General features: G+C 66.2%; 28 protein-coding genes. 13 read left to right on the top strand and 15 right to left on the bottom strand.

Translation table 11 applies throughout. The features are described from left to right. Positions 1 to 362 precede the first annotated feature (362 nt). On the top strand, positions 363 to 3,230 hold the full coding sequence (locus EPO52_RS16055) for an NACHT domain-containing protein (RefSeq protein ID WP_290808534.1): 2,868 nt from the start codon (positions 363 to 365) through the stop codon (positions 3,228 to 3,230). Positions 3,231 to 3,296: 66 nt separating this feature from the next. Here the strand turns inward: EPO52_RS16055 and EPO52_RS16050 are convergent, their stop codons facing one another. After that, on the bottom strand, positions 3,297 to 3,638 hold the full coding sequence (locus tag EPO52_RS16050) for a hypothetical protein (protein ID WP_290808531.1): 342 nt from the start codon (positions 3,636 to 3,638) through the stop codon (positions 3,297 to 3,299). A 351-nt stretch (positions 3,639 to 3,989) separates the two neighbouring features. Here EPO52_RS16050 and EPO52_RS16045 point away from each other — a divergent pair, with 351 nt between their 5' ends. Genes EPO52_RS16045 through EPO52_RS16035 form a run of 3 tightly spaced genes read left to right on the top strand, consistent with a single transcriptional unit; the run spans position 3,990 to position 5,808 of the window. Further along, positions 3,990 to 4,352: a PadR family transcriptional regulator gene (locus EPO52_RS16045; RefSeq protein ID WP_290808528.1), complete on the top strand. Its 363-nt coding sequence runs from the start codon at positions 3,990 to 3,992 to the stop codon at positions 4,350 to 4,352. Further along, the gene (locus tag EPO52_RS16040) at positions 4,349 to 5,404 is read left to right on the top strand and encodes a hypothetical protein (RefSeq protein ID WP_290808525.1); all 1,056 of its coding nucleotides are present in this window, start codon (positions 4,349 to 4,351) and stop codon (positions 5,402 to 5,404) included. The genes EPO52_RS16045 and EPO52_RS16040 overlap by 4 nt, the downstream gene beginning before the upstream one ends. Then, positions 5,401 to 5,808, top strand: a complete 408-nt coding sequence (locus EPO52_RS16035) for an antibiotic biosynthesis monooxygenase (protein ID WP_363340656.1) — start codon at positions 5,401 to 5,403, stop codon at positions 5,806 to 5,808. The genes EPO52_RS16040 and EPO52_RS16035 overlap by 4 nt, the downstream gene beginning before the upstream one ends. 242 nt (positions 5,809 to 6,050) lie before the next feature. Here EPO52_RS16035 and EPO52_RS16030 read toward each other — a convergent pair whose 3' ends face one another. After that, on the bottom strand, positions 6,051 to 6,953 hold the full coding sequence (locus EPO52_RS16030; RefSeq protein WP_290808522.1) for an Abi family protein: 903 nt from the start codon (positions 6,951 to 6,953) through the stop codon (positions 6,051 to 6,053). Positions 6,954 to 7,195: 242 nt separating this feature from the next. On the opposite strand from EPO52_RS16030, the gene EPO52_RS16025 reads away from it, so the two are divergent. Next, a complete protein-coding gene (locus EPO52_RS16025; protein ID WP_290808519.1) occupies positions 7,196 to 7,870 on the top strand; it encodes a VOC family protein in 675 nt (224 codons plus the stop codon). Positions 7,871 to 7,936: 66 nt separating this feature from the next. Here EPO52_RS16025 and EPO52_RS16020 read toward each other — a convergent pair whose 3' ends face one another. Next, positions 7,937 to 8,974 carry a helix-turn-helix domain-containing protein gene (locus EPO52_RS16020; RefSeq protein WP_290808516.1) on the bottom strand — a complete coding sequence of 346 codons (1,038 nt, stop codon included), beginning with the start codon at positions 8,972 to 8,974 and terminating at the stop codon, positions 7,937 to 7,939. Between the two features lie 68 nt (positions 8,975 to 9,042). After that, on the bottom strand, positions 9,043 to 9,726 hold the full coding sequence (locus EPO52_RS16015) for a nuclear transport factor 2 family protein (RefSeq protein WP_290808513.1): 684 nt from the start codon (positions 9,724 to 9,726) through the stop codon (positions 9,043 to 9,045). Between the two features lie 222 nt (positions 9,727 to 9,948). Between EPO52_RS16015 and EPO52_RS16010 the strand changes: the two genes are divergently transcribed. Continuing rightward, the gene (locus EPO52_RS16010; protein ID WP_290808510.1) at positions 9,949 to 10,884 is read left to right on the top strand and encodes an NADP-dependent oxidoreductase; all 936 of its coding nucleotides are present in this window, start codon (positions 9,949 to 9,951) and stop codon (positions 10,882 to 10,884) included. Between the two features lie 189 nt (positions 10,885 to 11,073). On the opposite strand, the gene EPO52_RS16005 is transcribed toward EPO52_RS16010, so the two are convergent. The 4 genes from EPO52_RS16005 to EPO52_RS15990 all read right to left on the bottom strand — a co-directional run bounded on the left by EPO52_RS16005 (position 11,074) and on the right by EPO52_RS15990 (position 14,381). Next, complete coding sequence (locus tag EPO52_RS16005) at positions 11,074 to 11,847, bottom strand: alpha/beta hydrolase (RefSeq protein ID WP_290808507.1); 774 nt, start codon at positions 11,845 to 11,847, stop codon at positions 11,074 to 11,076. Between the two features lie 67 nt (positions 11,848 to 11,914). Continuing rightward, the gene (locus EPO52_RS16000) at positions 11,915 to 12,187 is read right to left on the bottom strand and encodes a hypothetical protein (RefSeq protein WP_290808504.1); all 273 of its coding nucleotides are present in this window, start codon (positions 12,185 to 12,187) and stop codon (positions 11,915 to 11,917) included. A 294-nt stretch (positions 12,188 to 12,481) separates the two neighbouring features. Continuing rightward, the gene (locus EPO52_RS15995; RefSeq protein ID WP_290808501.1) at positions 12,482 to 13,129 is read right to left on the bottom strand and encodes a hypothetical protein; all 648 of its coding nucleotides are present in this window, start codon (positions 13,127 to 13,129) and stop codon (positions 12,482 to 12,484) included. 34 nt (positions 13,130 to 13,163) lie between these two features. Then, the gene (locus EPO52_RS15990; protein WP_290808498.1) at positions 13,164 to 14,381 is read right to left on the bottom strand and encodes an MFS transporter; all 1,218 of its coding nucleotides are present in this window, start codon (positions 14,379 to 14,381) and stop codon (positions 13,164 to 13,166) included. Between the two features lie 108 nt (positions 14,382 to 14,489). Here EPO52_RS15990 and EPO52_RS15985 point away from each other — a divergent pair, with 108 nt between their 5' ends. The 6 genes from EPO52_RS15985 to EPO52_RS15960 all read left to right on the top strand — a co-directional run bounded on the left by EPO52_RS15985 (position 14,490) and on the right by EPO52_RS15960 (position 19,216). After that, positions 14,490 to 14,882, top strand: coding sequence for a hypothetical protein (locus EPO52_RS15985; RefSeq protein ID WP_290808495.1), 393 nt, complete (start codon positions 14,490 to 14,492; stop codon positions 14,880 to 14,882). A gap of 238 nt (positions 14,883 to 15,120) precedes the next feature. Continuing rightward, positions 15,121 to 15,600: a PPOX class F420-dependent oxidoreductase gene (locus EPO52_RS15980; protein ID WP_290808493.1), complete on the top strand. Its 480-nt coding sequence runs from the start codon at positions 15,121 to 15,123 to the stop codon at positions 15,598 to 15,600. A 72-nt stretch (positions 15,601 to 15,672) separates the two neighbouring features. After that, positions 15,673 to 16,026, top strand: coding sequence for a nuclear transport factor 2 family protein (locus tag EPO52_RS15975; RefSeq protein WP_290808490.1), 354 nt, complete (start codon positions 15,673 to 15,675; stop codon positions 16,024 to 16,026). Positions 16,027 to 16,121: 95 nt separating this feature from the next. Next, a complete protein-coding gene (locus EPO52_RS15970) occupies positions 16,122 to 17,321 on the top strand; it encodes a Fic family protein (protein ID WP_290808487.1) in 1,200 nt (399 codons plus the stop codon). A 129-nt stretch (positions 17,322 to 17,450) separates the two neighbouring features. Beyond that, the gene (locus EPO52_RS15965) at positions 17,451 to 18,779 is read left to right on the top strand and encodes a HupE/UreJ family protein (RefSeq protein ID WP_290808484.1); all 1,329 of its coding nucleotides are present in this window, start codon (positions 17,451 to 17,453) and stop codon (positions 18,777 to 18,779) included. Beyond that, on the top strand, positions 18,776 to 19,216 hold the full coding sequence (locus EPO52_RS15960; RefSeq protein ID WP_290808481.1) for a hypothetical protein: 441 nt from the start codon (positions 18,776 to 18,778) through the stop codon (positions 19,214 to 19,216). Before EPO52_RS15965 ends, EPO52_RS15960 begins: the two co-directional genes overlap by 4 nt. A gap of 332 nt (positions 19,217 to 19,548) precedes the next feature. On the opposite strand, the gene EPO52_RS15955 is transcribed toward EPO52_RS15960, so the two are convergent. After that, entirely contained in the window at positions 19,549 to 20,637 is a 1,089-nt protein-coding gene (locus EPO52_RS15955) for a DUF916 domain-containing protein (RefSeq protein WP_290808478.1), read from the bottom strand. 106 nt (positions 20,638 to 20,743) lie between these two features. Then, positions 20,744 to 22,714 carry a metallophosphoesterase family protein gene (locus tag EPO52_RS15950; protein WP_290808475.1) on the bottom strand — a complete coding sequence of 657 codons (1,971 nt, stop codon included), beginning with the start codon at positions 22,712 to 22,714 and terminating at the stop codon, positions 20,744 to 20,746. Positions 22,715 to 23,031: 317 nt separating this feature from the next. On the opposite strand from EPO52_RS15950, the gene EPO52_RS15945 reads away from it, so the two are divergent. Continuing rightward, a complete protein-coding gene (locus tag EPO52_RS15945; protein WP_290808472.1) occupies positions 23,032 to 23,691 on the top strand; it encodes a hypothetical protein in 660 nt (219 codons plus the stop codon). Positions 23,692 to 23,699: 8 nt separating this feature from the next. Here EPO52_RS15945 and EPO52_RS15940 read toward each other — a convergent pair whose 3' ends face one another. The 5 genes from EPO52_RS15940 to EPO52_RS15920 form a co-directional block, all read right to left on the bottom strand. Next, on the bottom strand, positions 23,700 to 24,185 hold the full coding sequence (locus tag EPO52_RS15940) for a pyridoxamine 5'-phosphate oxidase family protein (RefSeq protein WP_290808469.1): 486 nt from the start codon (positions 24,183 to 24,185) through the stop codon (positions 23,700 to 23,702). A gap of 123 nt (positions 24,186 to 24,308) precedes the next feature. Further along, a complete protein-coding gene (locus EPO52_RS15935) occupies positions 24,309 to 24,623 on the bottom strand; it encodes a hypothetical protein (RefSeq protein WP_290808466.1) in 315 nt (104 codons plus the stop codon). A gap of 48 nt (positions 24,624 to 24,671) precedes the next feature. Continuing rightward, positions 24,672 to 25,037, bottom strand: a complete 366-nt coding sequence (locus EPO52_RS15930) for a cupin domain-containing protein (protein WP_290808463.1) — start codon at positions 25,035 to 25,037, stop codon at positions 24,672 to 24,674. A 23-nt stretch (positions 25,038 to 25,060) separates the two neighbouring features. Continuing rightward, positions 25,061 to 26,038, bottom strand: a complete 978-nt coding sequence (locus EPO52_RS15925; RefSeq protein WP_290808460.1) for a zinc-binding dehydrogenase — start codon at positions 26,036 to 26,038, stop codon at positions 25,061 to 25,063. Positions 26,039 to 26,083: 45 nt separating this feature from the next. After that, on the bottom strand, positions 26,084 to 26,644 hold the full coding sequence (locus tag EPO52_RS15920; RefSeq protein WP_290808457.1) for an SIS domain-containing protein: 561 nt from the start codon (positions 26,642 to 26,644) through the stop codon (positions 26,084 to 26,086). Positions 26,645 to 26,681: the final 37 nt, after the last annotated feature.

Genomic DNA, 26,681 nt, shown 5'->3' with positions numbered 1-26,681 from the left:
TGCGGTGTCGTCTTTCTGTGTGAGTTCTTGGTCGTTCTCACTGACCATCGCACGATGGCTCACCCCGTCGCGGTCACGACGCCGCGGGCCCGAAAGACCACCACCCCGCGGGACTCCGGCACTCGGCCATGATTGTGAATCATAAGAATCGCATCGCGCGAAGGGGGCTGGGGGGCTCGGCAATGGACAATGATCCAACACTTGCAACAATGTTGGCCGAATATACGGTGGCAATTGCCGCTGATGTGACGAGAGCCGGAGTTAGTCGGGTGGCGCGACGCATCAGATCGAGAACAAAGTCTGCCAAGCCTGCTTCACCTTCGCTCACAAGCTCTCTGAATACGTCTATCCAGGCGGAACTAGTGGGGGGTGACATCTCACAAAAGGCTGCGGAAAACGTAGCTCACTACCTTCTCGTCGAAGCCGATCTGGCCTATCTGCTAAGCCTCGCGGATGCAGTTCGCGCCAATTCGGACGGGACTGCAGCCGGCGATCCGATCGAGGACGTTTCGTATCAAGCGGCATTCGAGTCGGAGCTTCGTGCGCACCTGGAGCTCGAAGCAGGGCTCGACCGCGACGAAGCTGAAGTAGTTGGTCCGCACATCGCAGGGCTACTTTCCGACGTCGCCCGCCATCAGGTGGGCTCGACCGGTAGGGCGTCACTCGCGAGTGGTCCTGCACACCCCACTCCCAACTTTCTTTTTTCCTCGCATGAAACCCGGGCATCGCTTTATGCAGCCCTCGGGCGGCCGTCTCTAGCTGCTATTGGCGCTTTCACTGAAAGATACCAAGCGGAGTCCAAGAGAAATTGGAGTTCTGTTCAGTTGCAACACTTGGGCGACAAGCAGGAGCCGGTTGCTCTCTCTGAAATCTATGTTGAACCCGAACTCGAACTGCTCGATGACATCGATCCCATCACAACTACTAGACGCGAAGCCCGTACGTTAACCGTTTCTGATGCACTAGAACGCGCACCCCGCTCCGTTTTTCTAGGCCCAGCAGGAATCGGAAAGTCGACGCTTGTGCGGTTCGCGGCGACAGCACGAATAGGGGCCGAGGGACCCGATGTCGTGCCCATCATCGTTGAGTTGCGAAAGTTCACCGCGGACTCACTCGGGAGCGGGCTCTTCGCGGACTACATCGAGTCAGAGGCCCGACGAATCGTCCAGACCGATGCGCCGGACGGGTGGCTACAGTATCTCCTACTCACCGGCAGGGCTGCCGTGTTCTTCGACGGCTATGACGAGGTTCTGGATGTGGGCGCTCGAGCGGGAATCCGCGATTCCATTAGAGCCTTCGCTCAGCTGTACCCATCGGCATCTGTCGTCGTCACCTCAAGATTGACGGGATACGGCGTCGCGCCGTTCTCATTCGCCGAGTTCCAGCACCTTCGAGTTAGAGACTTTGATGATCCCCGCATTGCTGTCTATGCGGAGAAGTGGTTTGGTACGAGATCGCTGCTTGTCGGTGGAACAGTAGAGCAATTCGTCGAATCATTTCTTGGCGACTCTGAGAGGTATGCCGCCTCCATCCGGGTAAATCCTCTAATGCTGAGCCTGCTCTGTGGTCTTTATTATTCGCGAGGGGAGATTCCGCACTCGCTGAGCGAACTATACGAACGTTGCGCAACGCTGATGTTTCAAGAGTGGAACACGATGAGAGGTATCGATGACACCGGTGCTTTCGCCGCCGACCTCAGAAGCGCGCTCTACTTTGTCGCCTGGACCATCTTGGAGAGCTACGAGCTCATGAGCGATGGAATATCTCAGGCTCAGTTGGAACAGAAGCTTGCCACTCATTGGATCCAGGAGATGGCGATGGCGCCAGAGACCGCGTATGGCCAAGCGCGCAAGACAGTTGAGGTGTGGTCTGGACGCGCTTGGATGATGACAGCAGTCTCATCCGACGAATACAACCGACCACAGTTTGGATTCGTGCACCAATCGTTTCTGGAGTTTTTCGCCGCAACGTACGTCGTTAGAGCAAGCGACACCCCTGAGGACCTCCTCAAAGCACTACATTCACGGCTCGTGCGCCAGAATGGCTGGGTCGTCGCGCAGATGGCCGTTTCGATCTTCGACCGATGGAAGAGCAAAGGGGGAGGGCGCTTCATCCGTGCGCTGATCAACGCTCGAGATCACAATTCGGATAGCGAATATTTGCAGTTGCTGAGCTTCGCGCTTAGCCTTCGCAATCTCGTATCGTTCCAAGAGACGCTTCTTAGTGCTCTCACCGCAGCCCTACTCCGCCTTTACCAGGCAAATGTCCTGGAGCCGCGAGGCGAACGCGACCTCGATTCGCTCAACGAGAGAACGCGATCAATTCACGCGGTCAATGTAGACATAGAGGAAGAATGGGACGACGACGACTACTACGACGACTACGGCAGAGACGATCAACTATTGCCGGACGTGTCTGTCATAGAAATTGAACCGGCCGCGCGAGAAGCTGTCATTGCCATGCTCGAAAACGTCCGAACATCGGACGAACTGCTGGCTTTATTCCCAGACACCCCAGGCATTGGGGTTGCCGCAGCCTGCCTCGTGACCGCCATCGCGCAGCAAACCTCGACAGCAAATTTTGTGTCTGAGCTTCGCCGCAGTTGTGCGGATTTCAGTACACATGAAAACACCTGGCTCGATATTGCTGGCCTCTGGAGCCTTGGCGTGATCTCCGATGTGGACGCAGCAGAACTGCTTCCTTGGCGAGTGATGCTGACCAACGAGACGCTGGTTCCATCGTATGAGTTTGACATCACGGTGCCGGCCCTCGTTTCGACCGACACATTGCAACGTGCCCTTGGAGGGCACAAGGACTCAAGGCGGGTCCTTCATCATTTTGGTGCGGGCATCCTAGCCGAATGGAGAGAACAAGGATTGGTGTCTCCGCTCCACGTAGACGCCACTTCGGGACTGGTTGACCTAGGCGTTCCGTCTCAGAGTCTCAGCGCCAACGCGCCTGTGACACATGGGCTGCATTCTGCCGAGTACATGCTTGGGGTTGTTGCCGTCTCCGTGATTCTCGTCGACTGGCACGGTCACGACGTCATCGACCACTTTCCAAGAGAGAACGAACTAAGGGTGCTACGCCAACTTATCGATCACTTACGCGACTTCAACGGCGCTTCCATCGATGTGGATTCCGATGCCCGCGAGCTCGACGCGGCTACGAGCGGCCTTATCTCAGCATTAGTGGCTCGCAAGACTTGCATTGTCGAGGCTCCATTCTGAAATCAGCTAGGCGGGCACAAGTATTGCTCGCCCCTCATTCGAGCTAGCCACATTGCCGGTGCGCGCTCAGTTCCATGCTGCCGGTGGAATGTGGTGACAGAGCCTTCGGGTTCCGACGTTCTCCACACGATTCTGAGGAAAATAGAAGTGATCGAGGAGAGCTTGCTCAAGGTATTTCGCGATTCGGTTTGAGGAGCGCCAAATCGAAACCTCGGTGGTTGGCACCTCATTGATTGCCTTTTCGCGCTGATGGCGAAGCAGCCTCGCTGGCATCGAGCTTCCTGCCTTGCCGACGTATTCCGCAGTGAGGTGTTCTGCGTCGTGGACCGCGCAATAGTCCATTTGACGCCACAAAATGTAAAGTCCGGACACACCTCTGAGGTTCAGACTCTGGATGTCGCGGTTCACCCACCCATCTTCGCCATCTAAGTACCATCCGCCATGGCTATTGAGAATGTCCGCCAGCCTCGGCGGCCTCAGTAGCTCGCGACGAAGCGACATGTCAAAGTCGAACGCGGGGGCATTGTCGAAGCAGACGCATCCGCATTCGGTAAAACTGACCAAGACCGGACTCCGACGAATCATCCAGTTGATTTGCGCAGCCAACAGTCAGAACGCGCGTCTCTATGCTACTTGGGCTTCGCCGACTCTGCAGGCATGCGGGTAGCGCACCTTTGAGGCGCGGTCCGTTCACGACTTCCCCAGTGCGCACTACTACGCACTCCGTGGTACCTTGTATCTCGACACAGTGGAGGTTCAGTGGATACGACGCAACTGCTCAAGGGTGTGCTCGACGTGGCCGTGCTGGCCGTCGTGCAGCACGACGATGGGTACGGGTACGACATCGTGCGGCGACTGCGCGATGCGGGGCTGGGCGACGTCGGTGACGCGTCGGTCTACGGAACGCTGCGCCGGCTTTATACGGCGGGCGCGCTGTCGAGCTACGTGGTGCCCTCCGACGGGGGCCCGCACCGCAAGTACTACGCCATCAACAGCGAGGGTCGCGACATGCTGTCGCGCCAGCGCATCATCTGGTCGCACTTCGCCGGGGCGATGTCCGCCCTGCTGGCCGATACCCCACCGAAGAAGACCGCGCTTCGCACGATCGGAGAGAACAAGTGAGCGAATCAACGGCCACCCTCGACACCACGATCGCGGAATTCGCCGCCGCGGTGAGGCGCCACCTCGACGACCTTCCTTTGGACGAGGTCGACGACCTCACCGGCGGGCTCGAGGCCGACCTCTCCGAACAGGCCTCCGACGAGCAGGGCGATCTGCATCTCGACGACCCGGGGTCCTATGCGGAAGAGCTGCGCGCATCCGCTGGCCTTCCGCCCCGTGCCAGTTCCAGCCTGCCGCTGCGACGGCGGGTGCAGCAGAGGCTCGACTCGCTCGAGGCGGCGACTCGGAGGATCACCCACTCGACCCGTCTCGGGTCGTGGCTGGTCGACTTCGCGCTCGCCGTGCGGCCCGTGTGGTGGGTGCTGCGCGGGTGGGTCGTCTACCAGCTGCTCACCGCCGTCGTGCTGGGCCGGAGCGCAGTGGTGCCGTCGGGGCTCATCATGTGGGCGATGCTGTTCGCCGCGATCGTGCTGAGCGTGCAGTGGGGGCGCGGGCGGTGGGCGCCCGGCTCGTTCTTGCGGGTTGTGCGGGTGGTGGTGTCGGTGGTCGCGATCGTGGCCACGCCGTTCGTCACGGTGTGGGCGATGAACGAAGCCACGGCGAACTCCGGATACTCCTCCCCCGTCGTCTATGGCGACCCGACAGGGCTGCAGCTCGACGGCCAGCGCGTCACGAACATCTTCGGATACGACGCCGAGGGCAACCCCGTCACCGACATCCAGCTGTTCGATCAGAACGGTGACCCGCTGGTGACCATCGGGTCGGCACTCGTCGGAGAAGAGTACGACTACCTCGTCGACGGCAGCACCGTGACGGTGCCCTTCGCGAGCAGCCCTCGCGGAAACATCTGGAACGTCTACCCGCTGAGGGAGGCGCCCATCGACGACCAGGGCGAAGTGGATGCTCGCGACGCGGTGCCGGCGACACCACCGTTCCGCACCACGAACGCTGTGCCCGAGTCGGCCGCTCCCACGCCGACTCCCACTCCCATGGCTACTCCCACTCCCACCCCGGCTCCCGAGCCGAGCACGGCGCCGGATACGGCCCAATGACCACCCCCCGATTGATCTCTCTCGACGTCACCTATCTGGTCACCGAAGCGCTTCAGCTCCCCGATCCTGAGCGATCTCGACCCGCTCGGGAGCGGTCGGATGGCGAGCCTGGCGTGCCTGCCGTCGAGATCCGGCTCACCGGGAAGCTCGTGTGCCGGAACGCTGCAGAGGCCGCGATCGTCGCCGCCCATCTGCCGGAGCACATCGAGCTCACCCGAGCCGAGCGCGGCTGCCTCTCGTTCGAGGTCGCCGCGACGGATGACCCCTTCGTGTGGACCGTGGAGGAACGTTTCGCGAGCGACGACGCGTTCGCCACTCACCAGGCGCGGGTCACCGGCAGCGAGTGGGGCCGGAGCACCGCCGGCATCGAGCGGCAGTACGAGATCCGGCGCGTCGCGCGCTGATCCGGGTGCACAACTCCCGGCAGGTAGCGGCTATCTGTCCATGGGCGGCGGAATCCTGCGCACTCCCGGAGGCCGACTCCTTGAAGAAGGGGGTCTTCACCGACCGCTCGACGACGAGATCAACTCCGCGACCCGAAGTCCGTTCCAGTTCTGTCTTGAGGTTGAGGTACTCGTGGAACAGGCTGCAGGTGCCCTCTTCGGCCGAGCTGGGGCAATGCCCGATGCCAGCAGGGGACGACGCGTCAGGTACTTTTCCACAGTGCGAGTTCGGCCCAGTTCCTGGGCGCACCGAGGTGCGTGATGTTTACTGTGGGCATCGACGGGAAGCCCTTCAACACGGCCGGCAGCAGAGCGAGTTTGCCGAGGCCCCTTTGCGCCAGGAGGAACTGGATCATTGAGAGGTGTCCGAAGGCTCTGGTAAAAGGTCCGCATTCGTCGAGCTGCGGAAATCGGCCAGGGGTCGGCAGCTTCGGCGCGATGGCAAACACGCGATTGAACAGCCGGCCGTGATGGGCGCACACATTTCGAACGACGTTGAGTGCCTTCAACCAGGAGCCGAATTGGGGAGCTGAGAGATTGAACTCGACGGCCACCCGATCTTGAACAGCGCGTGTGGCGAAGCCGTAGAGTCTGGCGAGACCACCCCAATCGAGCAACTCGACGGCCACCCACACAGGGAGGGTTCCAACGTACCATCGCGCATGATGCTCGATGAAATCTTCCCGCGATTCATCCCGGGCCCGCCCGAGCTTCGCCACCCAATCGTCATACGCGCGACCCTGCGCGGTCGGACCAAGGCAATCTCGCCGCAGGTGGGCGCCCTCATCCAGCGCACCTAATGCGTGGCCGAGTGAGGCTCGCACGGCAAGCTCGATATTTCCGAGAGCCGCGAATGTCATCGACCGCAGACCTTGATCGAATCGATAGAGATCCAGTACCGCCACAAGGGTCGTGCCTGGATAGAAGTCGTCCTGCCGAGCCGCATTTTCGAGCTTTCGAAACGGATACCAATAGCCGCTGAGACGGTAGTAGCTGACGCGTTTCAGCTCGCGGATGGCGCCTTCACGGCCGCCGATGTCCATTCCTCGCTCGACCAACAGTGCAATCAGGTCGTCGTAGTCGCGGTACTGCTTCACCGAAGGCATGAGCGAGACCTCCGGGCAAAGCGAAGACCGGCCCTGGACCTATGAAATAGGCGGAACCGGTCGTGATGGGTCGATAGTACCACCTCGGACCATATTGCTTCACTCATCGTTGACATATTATCGACTATTGAGCACGCGACTGCAGAACCCGGCGATACACCCGCCTGGCACTACGGGCGCCTGGTGGGGTTGGCAGCGGAGAGGGGAGGGTAATTCGATCCCCCGCTGCCTACTGTGTAACCATGACCGCGAGATCTCCTGGTCGGGGGCGTCCTCGACATCCCGATGTGCTGACACCTGCGGAATGGCGCATCGCTCACGCCGTGAGGCACGGCATGTCCACCCGCGTGATCGCTCTGCGGCAAGGCGTCAGCGTCGATGCGGTCAAGTTCCACGTGAGTAACATCCTCGACAAACTCGGCCTGGACAACAGAGCCCAGTTGCGGTCATGGGAGGGCATTCCCCTCGACAGCGCCCTGCACCACCAGCACACCGCAGAAAGGAGCGCCATGACATCCGTGAGTCTGGGGCCGATCGGACAGGTCTCTCACCGGGTGAGCGATATCGCCGCCGCCGTCACCTGGTATCGAGATGTGCTGGGTCTCCCCCACCTCTCCACCTACGGCGACGTCGCATTCTTCGATGCCGGCGGCACGAGGCTCTTCCTCAGCGCGATCGACGAGGGTGCCGGGCAGAAGGGCGAGTCCATCATCTACTTCCGTGTCGGCGACATCCACGCGACCCAGGATGCACTGACCGATCGGGGAGTGGTCTTCGTCGGCGCACCCCACATGATCCATCGGCACGAGTCAGGCGTCGAAGAATGGATGTCGTTCTTCACCGACCCCGACGGGCATTCCCTCGCCCTCATGGCCCAGACGCCACCCACCGACACCTCGCGCGCACACGAATCCTGAGCAGCGCCGCGCACGAAGCACTCTGGACGCTCGACTACGGGAGCCGCACGCTCTCACTGGTGCCGCTCACGAGGTCTCCTTCGGGTGGTCACTGACGGTGTTCGTGGCCGTGGCCCCGAGAATGCCGGGGACAGTGGGCCTCGTCGCCGCTCGCGCGCGGAGCCGCCCCGCTCGAGTCTCGGTCGATCGGAAGGTGTGACGGTACGCCAGCGGCGAGACACCGAGGGCGGCACCGAGGTGGTTGCGCAACGAGGTCGCCGTCGCGTAGCCCACTGCGGCGGCGATGGCGTCGATACCGAGATCGGTGGACTCCAGCAGTTCCCTGGCCAGCGCGAGCCGCTGTCCGGTGAGCCACTGTCGCGGAGCGAGGCCGGTCTCGGCGCGGAACCGGCGCGCGAAGGTGCGTTCGCTCATGTGGGCGTTGCGGGCCAGCGCGCTCAGGGTGAGCGGTTCGGCGAGCCGGGCGAGAGCCCACTCCCGGGTGGACGCGGTGGACGTGTCGGGGTCATCCGGAACCGGTCGCTCGATGAACTGGGCCTGCCCGCCGTCGCGGTGGGGAGCAACGACACAGCGGCGAGCAGCGCGGGTCGCCGCCTCCACGCCGTGGTCGAGGCGGATGAGGTGCAGGCAGAGGTCGATTCCGGATGCGGCCCCCGCCGAGGTGAGCACGTCGCCGTTGTCGACGAAGAGCACATTCTCGTCGAGCTCGATCTGCGGGTACCACTTTCGGAACAGCGGTTCGCACTGCCAGTGCGTCGTGGCCGCTCGACCTGTCAAGATGCCCGCTGCCGCGAGCGTGAATCCGCCCGTGCAGATCGAGACGATCCGGGTGCCGGGCCTGATCATCGCGAGCGCCGCCCGCACGTCATCCGTGAGCTCGGGGCGGAGGTAGGCGGGATCCACCGGTGCCACGATGACGGTGTCGGCCTCACTGAGCGCATCGGGGCCGCGGGCGGGGAGCACGTCGAACCCTGCATTGGTGGTGATCGCCTCGCCCGTCGGCGTGCAGAGCACCACCTCGTAGGCCTCATCGGACGCGCCGAAGACGCGCGCGGGAATCCCGAGTTCGAACGGGTAGGCACCGTTCTGGGCGAGAACGACCACGCGGTGGGGCTGTGAATCAGGTATGGCCCGATTCTATGTTCTCAATAGGATCCTGCCACTCAGTGTGGTCAGAACGCTCCGTTGGCGTGGGGAAACTCCTTGGGCACCGGCACGACCAGCCCCCAGTGCTCGACGATCTTCGTCCCCTCCACCCGCCAGATGTCGTTGACGATGACCGGGCCGTCGAGCTCGCCCTCGGCGCGGGTGTAGACGAGGTCGCCCTCGGCGATCACGGCGTGGATCGCCACGTAGGAGATCGCCTGGTCGTACTCGACGCCGACGCCATCACCATCGGCCGAGAGGTACGTCGGCGCCACAGTGCGGTCGCCGCCCACGAGCACCTTTTCCGCCCACTCGGCGACGAGGGCTTTACTCGCAGCCACCTCCACAGGCGACACCTGCGCGGGGGAATCCGCTGTCGAGTGAGCGGCGCCCGGCCCGAGTGCATCCCAATGCTCGACGACCCGGCCGTCCACCACCCGCCAGACGTCGTAGCCCGTCAGAGGAACGGGAGCGAATCCCGTGAACACCCCTTCGGTCACCACGAGTTCGCCGTCGGCGATGACCCGCACGAGCTCGTAGCCCGACGACCCGGGAAGCCGGCCGACCAGACCCTTGAGGCCCTCCACGCCGTCGGATCCCAACGCGGAGTGCTGCACGTAGACGGGGCCGAAGACCTCGTCGACCACCGTGAGGTCCTTCTGGTTGAACAGGCGCTCCGTGGCGCTGACGACGATCTCCTTGGCTGACAATTCCGCTCCCTGCGTTCATCCGGTGTGCAACCGGGCAGAGGCGAAGCTACCGGCAGACCGACCGGGGAGGAAGCGAGCATCCGGCCAGAAATCGCCACTTTCCTGCCCGGCCGATTTCGGCAGTCGCTCGGGGCGAATCGTAGGGCCGTTTTGGCTTGATTGTGGTGAAACATGACTTATTAGTCATTGGGTGGTCCACGCATCCTTCCTAGCGTGGAGGGCATGACAGAAACGATGCGCGCAATCATTCAGAACGAACTCGGTGGGCCGGAGGTGCTGCACCCGGCCACGGTCGACAAGCCCGCGCCGGGCATCGGCGAGGTTCTGGTGCGGGTTCGGGCGGCGGGCGTGAACCCGGCTGACGCCATGAACCGGCAGACCGGCGTCTTCAGCGGCACACCGCCGTTCATTCTCGGCTGGGACGTCTCGGGAGTCGTCGAGGCCACCGGCCCCGGAGTGACCCTCTTCGCACCCGGAGACGAGGTCTTCGGGCTACTCCCCTTCCCAGGAGGCGCCGGCGCCTACGCGGAGTTCGTGGTGGCGCCCACTCGTGCACTCGCCCTCAAACCCGACGCCCTCTCGCACGTTCAGGCCGCGGCCCTGCCGCTCGCGGGCTTGACCGCGTGGCAAGCGCTGGTCGACACCGCTGCCGTCGGTCAGGGAACCCGCGTGCTGATCACGGGCGCGGCGGGTGGTGTCGGCCACCTCGCCGTGCAGATCGCGGCCGCTCGCGGCGCGCACGTCATCGCGCTGACCTCGGGCGCGAACGCCGATCTCGTGCGCTCGTTCGGCGCCTCGGATGTCGTGGACTATCAGGCCACCGACTTCAGTGAAGCCTTCAGCGATCTGGATGTCGTCTTCGACGTCGTGGGCGGCGACTACCCGCTCCGAGCGCTGAAGACTCTACGAGCCGGCGGCACCCTCGTCTCAACCCTTCCCCAGAGCATCGGGGCGGCCGCCGCCGCTGCGAGGGAGCTCGGGATCCGCGTGGCGGGCCTGTTCGTGGAGTCCGACCGGCTCGGGCTCACCGCGCTCGCCGAGCTCGCGGCGGAACACCGGCTCGTCCCCCTCATCGCCGCCACCTATCCCCTCGACGATGCCGCCACGGCGCACGCCACGAAGCACGGGCCGGGCAAGGTCGTGCTCGTCGGCGACTGACGCAAAGATCCTCCGCCTCGACCCCTCGCGAACGGTCTCGTCTCGGAGTTCACGCTCGATGGAGCCCCACCATCCACGCCATGTCGTTCGCCCTCGCCTCCACCGCCTGACCGGCCGGGGCCGCTCTTTCTCCCAGGCGGCGTCGGGCCCGCCCACCCACGTGCTGGGGCATCGGACCCTCCAGGCGGATCAGAGCACCCGGTCGAAGAAGGCCGCGGTGACGATTCCGAAGTTCACGTTCGGGTCGTTCGTCTCGGGCGAGGGCTTGTCGGCCCACTCGTGGGTTCCGTTCGGGATCACGTGCAACTGGACGGGAGCGCCCGCGGCGGCCAGCGCGTCTCGGAGCGCGAGACCCTGCGCGAACTCGACGATCTGATCGTCGGTTCCGTGCGCGATCAGGATGGGTGGCGCATCCGGGGTGACCCAGCTGATCGGGCTCACCTCCGCCAGCACCTCCGTGCTCGGTGACGGACCCACCAACCACGTCACCTCGTTGGACTCGTCGACCCGGGAATTCCGCAGGTCGGCCGGGCACGCCGCCAACGACGCAGCCTTGACGCATCCGGGTTCACGAAGAGCCAGATGGGCCGCGAGGTGTGCCCCCGCCGAGAAGCCCCACACCCCGATTCGGGATGGGTCTCCCCCGAACTCTGCGATGTGCTCCCGCACCCAGACCAGGGCGTCGTGGGCGTCCTCATACTGGGCGGGCCACCTCGCGATGCCGCTCAGCCGGTAGGTGACGGAGACGGTCACGTACCCGCGGGCCGCCAGCAGCGGATTCAGCCACGGGTGCATGCCCGCACCCCGGTCACCCTCGTGTAATCCGCCGCCGTGGAAGAAGATCGCCACGGGGAGCGGGTCGGCGCCGGGCTCCCTGTGGGGGGCGAGAACGTCCAGCTCGAGGGTGGGGTTCGCGCGGCTGTACGGGAGGGCCGGGTGGAAGGACATCGGCGGCGAGACCATGTCTCGAAGCTACCCACCGCAACCGCCCACGGCGGTGGCGGCATTGGAGACATCACTCCCCTTCCGGCTAGAAGCGAGCAGCGCTCCTGAGGACCGCGAACGTCAAGTACGCACAGACGAGCAGCCACGATGCCGTGATCACGACTTGAGCCGTGCCGACGCGGTGCTTCGCGGCCAGGACGAAAACCATGAGTGCAGACGCCGATTGCACCCCGCAGCTGACGACGATGATCACGACCCCTTGATCGATCTGCTCGGCAGGCGGTGGCTCCCAGATAAAGAAGAAGTTGAAGAACATCGCGTAGGCAGCTATCAGAGCAGGCAGGAGAAACACGCCCACCAGAGTCAGGGTCCACAAGCTAGACGATCGCTGCGACCGAAGCTCCTGAGCTACCGCGGCGCGGCGGGCGATGAGGTCATCGTGTGGCGAAGTCATCAACGCGCGTTCGCTCGGCTCGCCCACCAATGGTCCCGGCGCATCCGATCACCTGCATTCTGCTTGCTCAGACTCACACGCTCCGTGACTTGGAGGCTATCGAACGGGAATGGGACTTGCATCCCCAAACCGGAGCACGACTCCACGGGGGCTCTCGAATGCCTCGAGCACGTCCTCGATCGCGAGCTCGGGATCCGATCACCAGGAGATGGCGAGAGTGTCCCCCGGTCCCACTTCCAGCACTTCTAGCCCGGACGCCTGAAGCAGAGCGTCGATGCACGCCCGGCTTCCCGCCACGATCGTGCTGTCGTAGTCGATCTCGGAGACCACGAACCAGGCGCGATCCGCCGGCCACCAGAGGTTCGCAAGCTGGAAGCCCGGCCAGTCGCCGAACGAATGTGTCGCATCCTGGATCGGGCCCTCGAACAGGCCCAAGACACGCGTGTTCGACGTGAAGGTCTGCACCTCGGGTGGAAGCTCGCCGCCGCCGAAACCCTCCCAGACACCGAAGTAACACGTCGATGGGGTGGTGGTGAATGAGGTGAGCACCTCGGAGAGCGAGCGCGCAGCAGAGGGAGTGAGCGAGCCAACTCGAGGCCGGCCGCTCCACTCCTCGCCGTCAGGGTCGACGTTGATCCCAGTCCACTGGGCCAGCGGGCCGAAAGGTCGACCGTTCGCGGCCGCGACAGACGCCCAGGTTTCACGGGTGCCACCCTGCTCGACTTCGTGGAGCACGCGGGCGTAGGCGTCGTATCGGGCCGGGACGAGGCCTTCGATCGTCAGCTTCCAGTGATCCGTGCCGCCCGCGACCCAGTCGGCCGCAGACGAGTGCGACAGCGGATGCATCCGGTTCTCCTTCGCTCGGTGGACTACAGACTATTCAGGGAGAGTCGCGGCCGGTTCTGCTCGGCAGAGCGATCAGCGACAGGAGCACCGTCACAGCCGATGCGCCGAGGACGATCCACGCCACCGTGGACGTGCCGGCGCCGCCGACGACCGCGCCCGCCACGAGAGTGCCTGCACCGATCCCGAGGGTCATGGCGCTGACGACCCAGCCGTTCGCCTCGGTGAGGGCGGCGGCGGGGCTGAGTTGCGAGATCCGTTCGAAGACCTGGCCCAGGGTCGGAGGGAGCATCAGGCCGGAGAGCCCGGCAGCGATGACGTAGGCCCACATGGGCAGTGCCGTCGCGGCGAGCGGGAGGTAGCCGAGCGCGAGAAGCACCCCGCACTCGGTGAGAAGGCGCGCCGGGGTGGAGCCGAGGGGGCGGATGCCGACGACGGTTGCGCCGACGAGGGCGCCGACCGCATTCACCGCCAGGATCCAGCCGGCGAGGCCGTCGCTGGCGCGGGCCGCCTCGGAGGCGGTCGCGACGATCGTCAAGGCGCCAACAGGCACGCCGATGCCGAACGTGAACACGGCGACCCGCGCGACGGCAGGAATGAGAATGGGCGAGCGGACGCCGGGATGGGCGGCGGCACCTGCACGCCGCTGAACCGAGGCCGACGCCGCACGCGGAACAGGATTCACGATGAAGGCGAGCGCGCCGACCAGGCCGAGCGCGCCCGCGAACAGCAGGTTGCCGACCGGACCGAAGACCGCGATGCCCACGACGGTGAGCAGCGGGCCGATGATGAAGATGATCTCCTGGGCCCCGGCATCGAGACTGAAGGCCGCCTTGAGCTGCGGGCCAGGGGCCACGAGTCGCGGCCACAACGCCCGAAGCGCCGGCTCGAGCGGCGGCGTGAACACGCCGGCGGCCGCGGCGAGCGCCACCGCCAGGCCCGGCAGCGGGTCGACGGCCAGCGCCATGCCGGTGAACGCGAGAAAGCTCAGGATGCCGCTGACGGTCAGAACGGCAACCTGACCGAAGCGGTCGACGAGCCGGCCGAGGAGCGGCTGCCCGATCGCGCCGGCGACGACGTAGACCGCGGTGATGAGCCCGGCGAAGGCGAAGTCACCGCTCGTCGAGCGCACGAGCTGCACGATCGCGAGGGCAGCCATCGCACCGGGCAGACGACCGAGCAACGAGGTGAGGAGCAGGTACCCGGTGTGCCTGGTGCGCAGAACGTCGACGACCGGGGAGGAAGAACGTGTCACAGAACCCAGTCTGACGGGTCGCGCGCCGTGCCCTTCTCGCTCGGCGTTCACGTCAGTAGGGTGATGCTCGAAACGAGCCGGATCGCCGGCGCGAGGAGGAGGGGAACCGTGAGACGACCAGGCGGAGTGACTCTTGTGGCCGTGATCGTGTGGATCTCGGGGGCACTGCAGCTGATCGGCGGCGTCATCGGTCTGATCACCGCGTCGACCACGGCCGAGGTGAACGGAGTGCCCGGGTCGGCCGGATCCCTCATCGCCACCGCCATCGTGGCGATCGTGCTCGGCGTGGTCACCATCGCTGTCGGCGCGGCGCTCCTGCGCGGCAGCCAGGTCGCCCGGGTGCTGACCACCATCGTGCTGGCCCTCAACCTGGCCAACGCCATCTATCTCCTTGCGGCCGTGCCGACGAGCGCGTGGCAGGGCGTGATCAACGGCCTCTTGGCGCTGCTCGGCATCATCCTGCTGTACACCCGCAGCGCGAACGCGTACTTCCGCCGGTAACGGCCGAGCGCACGCCGCACGCCGCACACTCGCTGCGACCCACGCCGTGCTGACGGCGTACCTCTGGTCTGTCGATGATCTCGCCACGCAACTGAACACCGCGTGCTTCGACCTGGTCGAATCCCACGTGCGGAAGACCACCGGCCAACGCTCTCAGGGGGCGATCGTCGCCCGACGCCGTTCGGCCGTGGCCTGAGTCACTTCGCCTCGGGTCATCGCTGTCGCCTAGCGTTGAGCCATGGCCAGAACAATCTCCACCAACACCGCCGTCGATCGCGACGGCATGCTCGAGTTCGTGCGACCACGGCACCGGATGCTCGTGGCCACCACGCGCGCCGACGGCCGGCCCCAGATGTCGCCGGTCACCGGCGGGGTCGATGAGCAGGGGCGCATCGTGATCTCCACGTACCCGGGTCGGGCTAAGACGCGCAACGCCGAGCGTCGGTCGGCCGCATCCGTTCTGGTGCTGTCGGACGAGTGGAACGACGCGTGGATCCAGGTCGACGGCGACGCGGAGGTGCTCCACATGCCCGAAGCCGTCGAGGGATTGGTCGACTACTTCCGCTGCATCTCGGGCGAGCATCCTGACTGGCAGGAGTACCGCGAGGCGATGGCGCTGCAGAACAAGTCGCTGCTGCGCATCACGCCGACGCGGTGGAGCCCCGTCTCGACGGGCGGCTTCCCGCCGGATGTCGCGGCGCGACTCGACGGCCACTGAAGACGCCCCGGCGGCGTACCATCGGCGGTGACCACCCACGGTCGTCCCACTCGCCGACTTCGAGGAGAACTGATGCCCACCGTTTCCGACCTGCTCGCCGCCAACCTGCACGATGTCTTCGGCAACCGCGATGCCGTCTCACGGCGGGCGGCGATCGAGGCGTCGTTCACCCCCGACGTGGCTTTCATCGACCCCGAGGAGACCGTGACGGGCTGGGATGCGCTCGAGGCGAAGGCCGCCGGCCTGCTCGACGGCGCGCCCGCCGACTTCGTGTTCGCCGACGACGGCCTCGCCTACGTGAGCGCCGACACGGGTGTGCAGGGCTGGACGTTCGGGCCGGCGGGCTCCCCCGCGGCGCGCGGAGTCGACATCATCACCGTGCGCGACGGCCGCATCACCGAGCTCCGCACCCTGCTGCACGAGTAGAGGGCATCCGCCCGTTACTCATAAAGAGCATCCGCGATTTTTATGAGTAACTCAGTTACTCATAAAGTAGACTGATCGACATTATGAGAAATGACGTGTCGGAGTCGGTGTCGCCCGGCGGCTGGCCGCGCCTGGAATGGGAAACACAGACCTGGTTGCCGACGTCGGGCTGGGGCGTGGGTGCCGAGCTCGGAAGTGGCGCTCAACCCTACAAATCCTCGTTGCCACCTTCGATCGCCGCGCTGACTCCTGAGCCGAACGCAGAGGCCAACGAGGCCGCTGAAGCCGCAGTTCGAGAGCTAAGCCGGTTCGATGCCGAGCTCGGCACGAGGGTTGCGGGGTTCGCCCCGGTGCTGCTTCGCTCCGAGGCCGCATCCTCATCTCAGATCGAGAACCTCACAGCAAGTGCGCGCGCGATCTTCAGTGCCGAACTCGGATCGAAAGCCAGCCGCAACGCAGAATTGATCGCCGCGAACACGCGGGCCATGCAAGCTGCCATCGCCCTCGCGGACGACCTGTCGCCGGCTGCGCTGGCCGAAATGCACCGGGTTCTGATGGGTGATCAGACGCGGCACACTCCAGGCGAATGGCGCCGCGAGGCCGTGTGGATCGGAACGAAGTCGAACAGCCCGATAGGGGCGGAGTTCGTCGCGCCTCATTTCGAACGGGTTCCGAAACTCATCGACGACGTCATCGCCTTCTCGGCGAGACGCGACATCCCCGCCCTCACCTCGACAGCGATCGCTCACGCCCAGTTCGAGACCATCCACCCCTTCACAGACGGGAACGGCCGAACCGGTCGTGCTTTTGCTCAGGCGCTGCTGCGGCACCGCGGAGTGACGCGCAACGTCGCTGTGCCCGTGTCGGCGGGATTGCTCGCCGACGTCGACGGATACCATCGCGCACTCACCGCGTACCGCGAGGGGGATGTGTCGCCCATCGTTCTGGCTTTCGGGGAGGCTTCGCTCCGCGCCTTGACCAACGCGCGCGAACTGGTCGACGAGATCGATGCGATCAAGAGCGGCTGGCAGAGGCAGCTCAAAGCCCGCCGATCCAGCAACGCGTGGGCACTGCTCGATGTGATCGCCCAGCGCCCGGTCATCGATTCCGCTACCGCCGCGGCCTCTCTCGGTGTGAAACAGCCGAATGTCTACCCGCCGCTGCAGGCTCTCACGGATGCCGGCATCCTGAAATCGAAAGCCGAACACCGATTAGGGCCTTTCTGGCGAAGTGATGAGATTCTCGGGGCGATCGATCGGTTCGCCGTGCGCGCAGGGCGACGCGAACGCAGCTGAGGCTCGTTCGGGCCGCAGACATCCCTACGACCTCAGCGCGCACCCCGCCGCACCGATCGATCGCTCAGCGTTCTCCTGGCGTTCGCCGGAAAGAACCGGGCGGCAATTCGGGGCAGCTACCGTGCCCCTGTGACCTCGATTACCGTGAGACGCATCCGGCCGTGGATGATCGCGCTGCTGGCGGCGGTGGCCGTGATGCTCGTGTTCCTTCCCGCACGGAGCGCCTCCGCGCATCCGGCCGGCACCACCGGCGTGCTCGTCACGATCCAGTCGGATGCGGTCGAGATCACGATGCAGATCCAGGAGGCCGGCTTCACGGCAGCCACGGGGTACGAGGTCACGGATCAGGCATCGCTCGACGCCGTGTCGGACAACCTCATGACGTTCATCCTCCACCGCGTGCGCGTGTCGGACAGCGTCTCCACCCTCACGCCGACCGTGATCGCGAGCCCCGAACTCGTGCCCGTCAACGGGGAAGACGCGATCGCCACGACGGTGCGATTCACGGATGCGGGCCGCAGCATCGAGGGCGCGATCACCCTCGACTACTCCTTCATCCTCGACGTGGTGCCGGCCCATCAGGTGTACGTGGCGCTGGTGAGCGACTGGAACAACGGGCAGGTCGCCGAGGGCGACCCGGAAGTGGTCGCCGTGCTCGGTGGCGGAGTCACCGAAGTGACGCTCGACCGCAGCTCCCCCGCACCGATGAACGGCTTCTTCTCGGTGATCTGGCTCGGCATGCTCCACATCGCGGAGGGGACCGACCATCTGCTCTTCCTGTCGACGCTCCTCGTCGTTGCGCCCTCGCTCGCGGTGCGGGCGAGACGGGGATTCCGCTGGAAACAGCCGATACCGCTGAAGAAGACCATCGGCCGCGCGGCCCTCATCATCAGCTGCTTCACGGCCGGGCACCTCGTGACGCTCGCGCTCGTGTCTCTGGGGCTCATCTCGTTCCCCACGAAGCCCGTCGAGATCCTGGTGGCCGTGTCGATCATCGTCGCCGCGATCCACGCCATCCGCCCGCTCATGCCGCGAGGAGAACTGCTCATCGCCGGGCTGTTCGGCCTGGTGCACGGCACCGCGTTCGCCACCACGATCCTCGACCTCAACCTGGGCTTCGGCGAGAAGATCCTGGCGATCCTCGGGTTCAACGTGGGCGTGGAACTGGCGCAGCTCATCGCCGCGGTGCTCGTGCTGCCGCTGCTCATCCTGCTATCCCACGCGCGCGCGTTCTCCGGGTTCCGCGCCGTCATCGCGGGGATCGCGATCGTCGCCGCCGCCGCGTGGATCATCGGCATCAGCACGGATCAGAGCTCGGCGCTGCAGCCGGTGTTCGACCAGATCGCCCGGTTCCCGATCGCCTTCTACCTCGCACTCGTGGTGACCGTGGTGGGGCTGTGGTACTTCACGCGCACTCGGAACCCCGAGAACACGCGCCTGGATGTGCTGCAGCCGTGAGCACTTCGCCGCTCCCGCCGACCTCGCCGACCTCGCCGACGATGAGACGTCTCCGTCGTGCCGCCACAGGCCCGTTGCGGGGCGTCGGCGCCCTCGTGCTGACGGCCGCGCTGCTCGCGCCCGCCGGGACGGCATTCGCTCTGACCGACGACGACCCGGCATCCTCGCACTCCGAAGTGGTCGGTGTGCGCATCCCCGATCGCTCGGGGAATCCTCCGACGAGCTCTCCCACGTCGACTCCGACCCCTTCGTCGTCGTCCACTGCCACGCCCCCGCACGGCGGCGCGACCGGCGAACTCCCCGACACGGGTCTCGACGGGTCGTCGCTCTGGCCCGACGCGCTCCTGGCGCTGGGCCTCACCGCCGCGGGAACCCTGCTGATCGCGGCACGCCGCCGTCGACCCCGTCAGCGCGCGAGCCGACCCAGGCCGAGCTGACCCAGGCCGAGCTGGCACAGGCCGAGCTGGCACAGGCCGGACTCACTCCGGCCGAGCTGACCCAGTCCGGACTCACACCGACCGAACTGACCCAGGCCGGACTCACACCGGCCGAGCTCACACCGACCGAGCTCACACCGACCGAGCTCACACCGACCGAGCTGGCACCGGCCGAGCTGGCACCGGCCGAGCTGGCACCTGCTGGGCTGACACCGTCCGAACGCACGGAGCCCGCCGGATCCGCCTCGTGCGCCGTGCGCCGTGCGTCATCCGTCGTCGGATGCAGAAGGGCCCCACCGATCGCGATCGGCGGGGCCCTTCGTCGCGTGCGGCTACTCGGCCGCCGCGCCGGCCTTCGCCCGCTCCTGCTCGAGCGCCTTGGCCACGGCCTCATCGACCTCGGCTTCGCGCCGCTTCTCCGCCGACTTCTTGCGCGCGCCCCGAGTGCGCAGCAGCAAGAACACACCGGCGGCCACCAGCAGCACGATCACGAGCAGCGTCCACGGCACGGCGGGGCCGCCTGCCGTGCCGGAGACGTCGGCGATCGGTGACGTGGAGCCGGATGCATCCAGAACCAACGGCGTGACCGTGGTCGACGCCAGGAGCACGAACAGCGGCCCCACCCCGGGAACCGTCACGGTCTGCGTCCACGATTCGCCGGGCAGCAGTTCGGGCACCTCATCGACAGCGGGCGCATCCGTGCCGAACAGGCCGAAGGGGCCGCTCAGATGCGTGGCCGGCTGGGCCGAGATGGCCGCATTGCCCGAGTTGTGCAGCGTATACGTCACCGTGGCGTCGCCTCCCGCGAACGGGTTGAGACCACCGCTCCACGAGACGGCCATGTCCTCCACCGCCAGAGCGGGCGCGATCTCGCCGCCCACGCGCAGATTCACCCGGATGCCGAGTCGCCGGTCGACATTGACCCCCGCGGCGGCGTCGGGCACCGTCAGCGAGGTGACCACGCCGCCCGCGTAGTCTCCGGGCGTGGCGTCGGCCGGCACGGCGACGGTGAACGGCACGGTCGCGGTCTCCCCCGCCGCGACCGTGACCGACGGATTCTCCGTGGTGATCCAGGCGCCCACGCCGTGCGACTCCTCCCCCGCGACGAGCAACGAGAGCTGCCCGTCTTCCGAGGTCGCACCGTCGGATGCATAGACCCGCAGCTCCACGGGGTCGACGCCGTGATTGGCGACGACGATCGAGTCGTAGAGGGTGCCGCCCGGGTCGATCGTGTAGCTGTAGTTGGTTCGCTCCGATCCGTACTCGTTGGAGGCGGTTCGCACCGTCCAGGTGACCGGGTCGGTTTCGGCCGCCATCGCTGGTGCGGCGACCGGCGCGAGAACGAGGAGTGCGGCGAGCGCGGCGGTGGACAGCGCGCGGATGCGGGCCCAGGGGCGGGCGGGGACGGATCGTGGATTCACGGGAGACCTTCGGTGTGAGGGGCGAGGGAGGGGCGGAAAGCGGGATGTCCGTGGGGGAGGAACAGGTTCCTCCCCCACGGACGTGGTGGCTCAGCTCAGCTCAGCGTCAGCCGGCCAGAGCGGTGAGCGTCAGGGTGGCGCGGTAGCTGCCCTTGGCGGTGTCGACCGGGAGCTTCAGGTCGAGGTTCGCTCCGAGAAGCGCCTCGCCCTTCGGGTGGTCCTGGGCTCCGGAGCCGAGAACCCGGTCGATCGAGAGACCCTTGCCGCCATCGAAGCCCGACGCGACCGGCGCGCCTGCGACCGCGCCGGCACCGTCGGTGACCACCTTCGGGGTCCAGCCCATGTAGCTGCCGGAGAAGGTCTTGTCACCGTCGGTGAAGTCACCGAGCACAGACGTCAGCGACCACGGTGAGAGCGACGACCGGGTGTCGGACACCTTGATCGGGTTGATCTCGCCGGTCGCCTCGAACGCGCCGTTGGTCTCCTGCGCGGTGCCGAGGTCGACGAGGCCGTTCTGGCCGTCGATGGTCCACCCGAACTCGCCAGGGGCCGCGGCGGGGACGTCGACCTGGATGTCTTCGCCGTCGCCGTGGTAGGGGTGGATGGTCACCGAGTCGATGATCGAGCCGACGCCGTCGACGGGTGCGTTGGTGCCAGAGGTACCGCACCAGCCCACCTTGCCGAGCTCCACCGCCGCGTTGGGCGCCGCGCAGGTTCCGGCGCGGATGCCTTCCACCACGAGTTCATCGGCCTTGACCTGCACCTTGACGTAGCTGCGCACGTGCTCCTGGTTCTCGACCGAGTCGTACCAGTAGTTGCTCGGGTTCAGCGGGTCGGCGCCGTTGCCGGCACCGGTGGTGCCGCTGTTGTCGGGCGCGGTGATGTCGTAGTACTTCGAGCCGGAGGCCGAGTTCGCCGTCATGTAGATGACACCGCCCTCACCCACGAACACGTCGTTCTGACCGGGCTGCTCGTCGGGGTTGGCCTTCTCGCCGTTCGCGATCTCGTAGCTGCGGGTGTACACGTGATCGTGCCCCTGCAGAACGAGGTCGACACCCAGGTTCGAGAAGGTGGTCGGGAAGTCCACCCGGCGGACCTTGTTGTCGGCATCCTTCGCGTGGTCGGCCGCCGAGTAGATCGAGTGGTGGTAGGTGAGCACCGTGTACTTCGCGTCGGCACCGTGAGCGTTGACGACGTCGGTGACGTACTGCACGTGCGCCGCGTCACCGCCACCGGTGGCCGAGTTGTAGCTGTTGCTGTTCAGGTCGATGAAGAGCACATCCTTGTAGATGTACCAGTAGTCTCCGCCCGAGTCGGTCGCCGTGTTGCCGTTGCGGTAGTACGCCGCCGAGCGGTCGGTGTTGGGCGTGTAGAAGTGCTGCTCGTAGGCCTTGCCGCCCACGTCGTGGTTACCGATCGTCGCAGCCCAGGGGTACTGGCGCAGCTGGTCGGGCGCCAGGAAGGCGTCCCACTGGGGCTCGGTGTTCGCGGTCTCGACCTGGTCGCCGCCCGACACGAGCAGTTCGGCGTTCGGGTTCGCGGTGAGGGCGACGTTCATGGTGTCTGCCCAGCCCGCCTGGTCCTTCGCGACGTTGCCCGAGGATCCGATCTGCGGGTCACCGAAGAACAGGAAGTCGAAGTCGCCCTCGAACGACTGCGTCTTGAACGAGTAGGTGGTCGACCAGTTGCCCTCGGAGCCGACGCGGTACGAGTACTGCGTGTTCTCCGCGAGCCCCGACAGGGTGGCGTGACGGTTGAATCCGGTGGTGGTGGTGTTCGCGGCTCCGGATGCGGCGAACGTGGTCACCGACGTCACGAAGTCGCCATTGACCAGAGCAGAGCTCGGAGCGAGCTGAACGAGCTGGGCGGTGTCGGCCGTGGAGTACCAGCTGATGTTGCGCTGGGCCTCGTCGGAACCGACGCCGAGCACGATGCCGGTGTACGAGGCGGTGTCGGCGGCAGACGCGGCGGTCGGGGCCGCGAGGGTGCCGCCGAAGACCAGAGCTGCGCTGACCGCTGCGGCGGAGAGCCACAGGGCCGCTCGGCCGCTCGGCCGGGTGGGGACTACCAGAAGCATGAGTCTTCCGTTTCTGTAGAAAAGAGGAGGTGATGTGGATGGTGCGGGTCCACGACGTGCAGGCCCAACGGGAACTATCGAGGCTGGAGATTTCCTGTGACTTAACGAGCGGTGTTGCTGGTTCTGTCGCTCAGGCGAACAACCCGTGATGGTGAGGTGGCGGCGCGGGGTCGCGGTTCGTCGGCGATCGCACGTCAGCGCGCACACCGGCCGGCGGATTGCGCAACGTTTGCCAGAAAGGGACTCGTTCGCAACCGCCCCGACACCCCGGTGCGGCAGGCTTCACGCGACCTGTCCCTCGCTCGCAAGGAACCTCTGTGCCGCCTCGCACCCACCTCGTCGCCGTTGTCGCGGCGGTATCGCTCGTCCTGGGTCTCGCGGGATGCGCGACCGCGGACTGGAACTCGCCGCAGCCCCCGACCACGCCGATCGGCACCCCGGCTGCCGGCTTCATGCCCGAGGTCGAGCCCTCACCCGAGGCGACGGTGAACCCGGATGCAGGCTCGTGGGCCGATGTGCGGCCCTCACCCGGCTATCGCGTGGTGCTCCTCACCTCCGGCGACGACGTCACGACGCAGAGCATCTCGACCGCGGTCACCGAGTGGGCGCAGGAATCGGATGTCGACCTGCGCCGCGTCGAGGCCGGCGCCGACCCGATCGTCGCAATCGTCGACGCCATGGAGATGAAACCCGAATTGATCGTCACGGCCGGTGAGGATCTGATCGACGCTCTCGCGATCGTCACGCCCAACCACCTCGACATCCGGTTCCTGGTGCTGGGCGCCGAGCTCGCAGAGCCCACCTACAACGTCACCGCGGTCGACTGGTCGGGCGCCGGCTTCCGGGGCGAGGGCCTGGGCACGGCCACCCACTTCGACGAGAGTTCGTTCACCCCGGAGCGGTGCGCCGACGCTATCCGGGCCGGCGCCGCCGCCGTGCTCACGGGAACGACCGGCATCGTGCTCTGGATCGAGTGAGCAGACCGTTACAGCTCGATCTTCTCGTTGTCGATCTCCATCGGTGCGCCGGTGACCTTCGACTTCACGAAGCTGAAGACGGTGGCGATGGTCGAGCCCGGGGTGTCCCAGTACTCGGCCGAGTCGGTGTGCACGATCAGAGCACGGATGCTGGGGTCGGTGCGTCCGCCCGGGAACCAGGCTTCGACGCTCGGGTCCCACATCTCGTCGATATAGCTCTGCTCGGTGGTGAGTTCGGCGTGGCCCGTCACCGAGACCCAGGAGTCGTTCGCACTGAAGGCGAGGTTCACGACCTGGTTCGTGGCGACGCGGGTGGCCGTCGACGATTCGGCGCTGAGGATGAACCACAGGTCGCCATCGAAGCGGTGATGCTGCTGCTGCATGGCGAAGGGCTGCGACACCGGATGCCCCTCGTCATCGAGGGTCACGACCATCGTGATGGGGAAGTCGTCGAGCAGTTTCGCCAGGGTCTCGATGTCGTCGGTGCCGGTCATGGTGCGCTCCATTCAGGGGGTGAGGCGCTTCACGCTACGCCGGGCCTCCCGCCACGCCAAGGGGTCGTCGCGGAAGCCCGGAAACGTGGACGACCGACGACACACCTCCCGGCACCCGCGGCGCTACTGCGCGGAGCCGGCGCGCTTTCGGGCGTCGTACTCGCGCTTGCGCTTCGCATCCCGCCGACGTCTGCTCTCGCGCGATGGCGGCACGCGCGGCACGCGACCGCGCGCCACACGGATGAGGTACCCGGCGCTCGCGGAGAACAGGGAGAAGCCCCCGGCCAGAGCAGCGGCCACACCGAGCCACGCCAGCCACACGGGTACGCGGCGCGCCACGCCCGCGATGGCGAGGAGAGGTTCGCCCCAGAGCTCCGTGACGACGGTGGCCACGGCGAGCGCCATGATCGCGAGGCCGAACAGCCCCACGACGGCCACGCCAATCACGCTGGACGGACGCCACCGTTCGCGAACCCGGCCCACGGGTCAGTCGAGATCGCGAAGCGGGGAGGTTCGGTCTCCGCCGGCGCTGCCCGTGTTCACGGTTCCGGCGGGCTCGATGAGCACGGCGTGCACCTCCCCCTCGGCGCGGGGGCAGTGCTCGACGCCCTTGGGCACGACAAAGATGTCATTCGGGCCCAGCACGACGTCGCGGTCTCGGAGCTGGATCGTGAGCTCGCCGGAGAGCACAAGGAACAGTTCGTCTGTCTCGTCGTGGCTGTGCCAGACGAACTCGCCCTGGAGCTTCACGACCTTCACGTCGTAGTCGTTGACGCTCGCGAGTCGATGAGGCTGCCATGGCTCCTTGATGGTGGCGAGGGCAGCGGAGATGTTGCGAACGTCGGACGTCATGGCGGTCATCCGTTCGGTGCCGGTCAGAAGCGCAGGAGGATCTTGCCGACCCGGCCGGGGGTGTCGCTCGCAGCCGCAGCCGCGCGGGCGTCCTCGAACGAGAAGACCGCCTCGACCGGCAGCTCGATCTGGCCCGAGCCGACCCGCTCGAAGAGTTCGGCGAAGAGAGTGCCTCGCTTGGCCGCATCCATCTCCTTGCTCACGCGGCTGCCCCAGAAGCCCTTCACGGTGATGTCTTTGAAGATGAGGGCGCCCGAGGAGATCTGCAGGTCACCCGAGCCCATGGCGCCGAACGACCAGAGCGTGCCGCCCTCACCGAGCAGGCCCACCAGGTCGCCGGCCGAGCGGCCCCCCACCGAGTCGACGGCCGCCTTCGGGCTCGCGCCGCCCAGCACCGCAGCGGCGGCATCCTGCCAGCCATCGTGCTCCGTGGAGACCACGTCGCGGATGCCGACGGAGGCGAGCTCGTCGACGCCCGCGTCGCGACGCACCAGGCCGAGCACGCGAACACCGCGCAGCGCACCGAACTGTGCGACGAGACGGCCGACCGCGCCGTTCGCCGTGTTCTGAACGATCCAGTCGCCGGATTCGACGCCGAGGTGGTCGATCAGGCTGAGCGCACTGAAGGGCATGGAGATGAGCTGCGCCGCGGTCTCGTCGGCGATGCCGTCGGGCACGGGGATGAGACCGGCGGCCTTGGCCACGAAGTACTCGGCCCACACACCGAACGTGCCGCCCGAGACGACGCGCTGGCCCACCTCCAGGGAGGTCACACCCTCGCCGAGGGCGTCGACCACGCCGACCGCCTCGGTTCCGGATGCGGCGGGCAGCTCCGGCTTGAAGCCGTAGGTGCCGCGAATGGTCCACAGGTCGTGGTTGTGGATGGGCGAGAGCACCGTGCGCACTCGCACCTCGCCCTGGCCCGGCTCCGGAAGGGGCCGGTCGGTGACTTCGAGTACGTCGGTGGCTTCGCCGAAGGTGGCGTGGGTGAGTGCGTGCATGCTTCCAGGCTACGCGCGCCCTGGGAGGTCTCAGCCCCGCCGGGCCTATTCGAAGTTGCGGTGACGGGCCACGAGGTCCTCGAACCGGGCACCGGTGCGACGCACCAGCATGAGGTACAGAACGTCCCAGAAGATCCAGAGCGACTGCTCGAACAGGCTGCCCATGGCCTGGATAGTGGGAACAACATCGCCCTCGGCGCCGTAGGTGTGCGCGGGGATGGTCAGCACGATGTCGGCCAGCTGCGCGGTGGGCCCATCCGGGATCGCGGTGGCGACCAGCAGGGTCGCGCCCGTCTTCTTCACCTGCTCGGCGATGTAGTGCAGGTGCGGGATGTTCGCCGGCCCGGTGGGCATGATGAACAGGTCGTCGGCCGTGACGGCGGGCGTCGTGTCATCCCAGCCCCAGTGAACGGTCTTGCCGAAATGGGTCAGGCGCATCGCGAATGCCTTCGAGCCCAGTCCTTCGCGGCCGATGCCGAGCACGAAGATGCGCTGGTGCTTCTCGAGGGCGTCGAGCGCGGCGTCGATGTTGTCGAGCGGAACCCGACGGAACACCTCCCCCAGCTCCTCGACGACGGTCGAACTGATCTCGCGGAATTCCGACATCTCCGGTCCTTTCTCTTCCAGTGTGCGTAGGGGCCAG

This window comes from Herbiconiux sp. (genome assembly GCF_004297105.1).
Lineage (GTDB): Bacteria > Actinomycetota > Actinomycetes > Actinomycetales > Microbacteriaceae > Herbiconiux.
The sequence above is the reverse complement of the archived record's forward strand: the minus strand, read 5'-3'. Positions and strand labels throughout refer to the sequence as shown.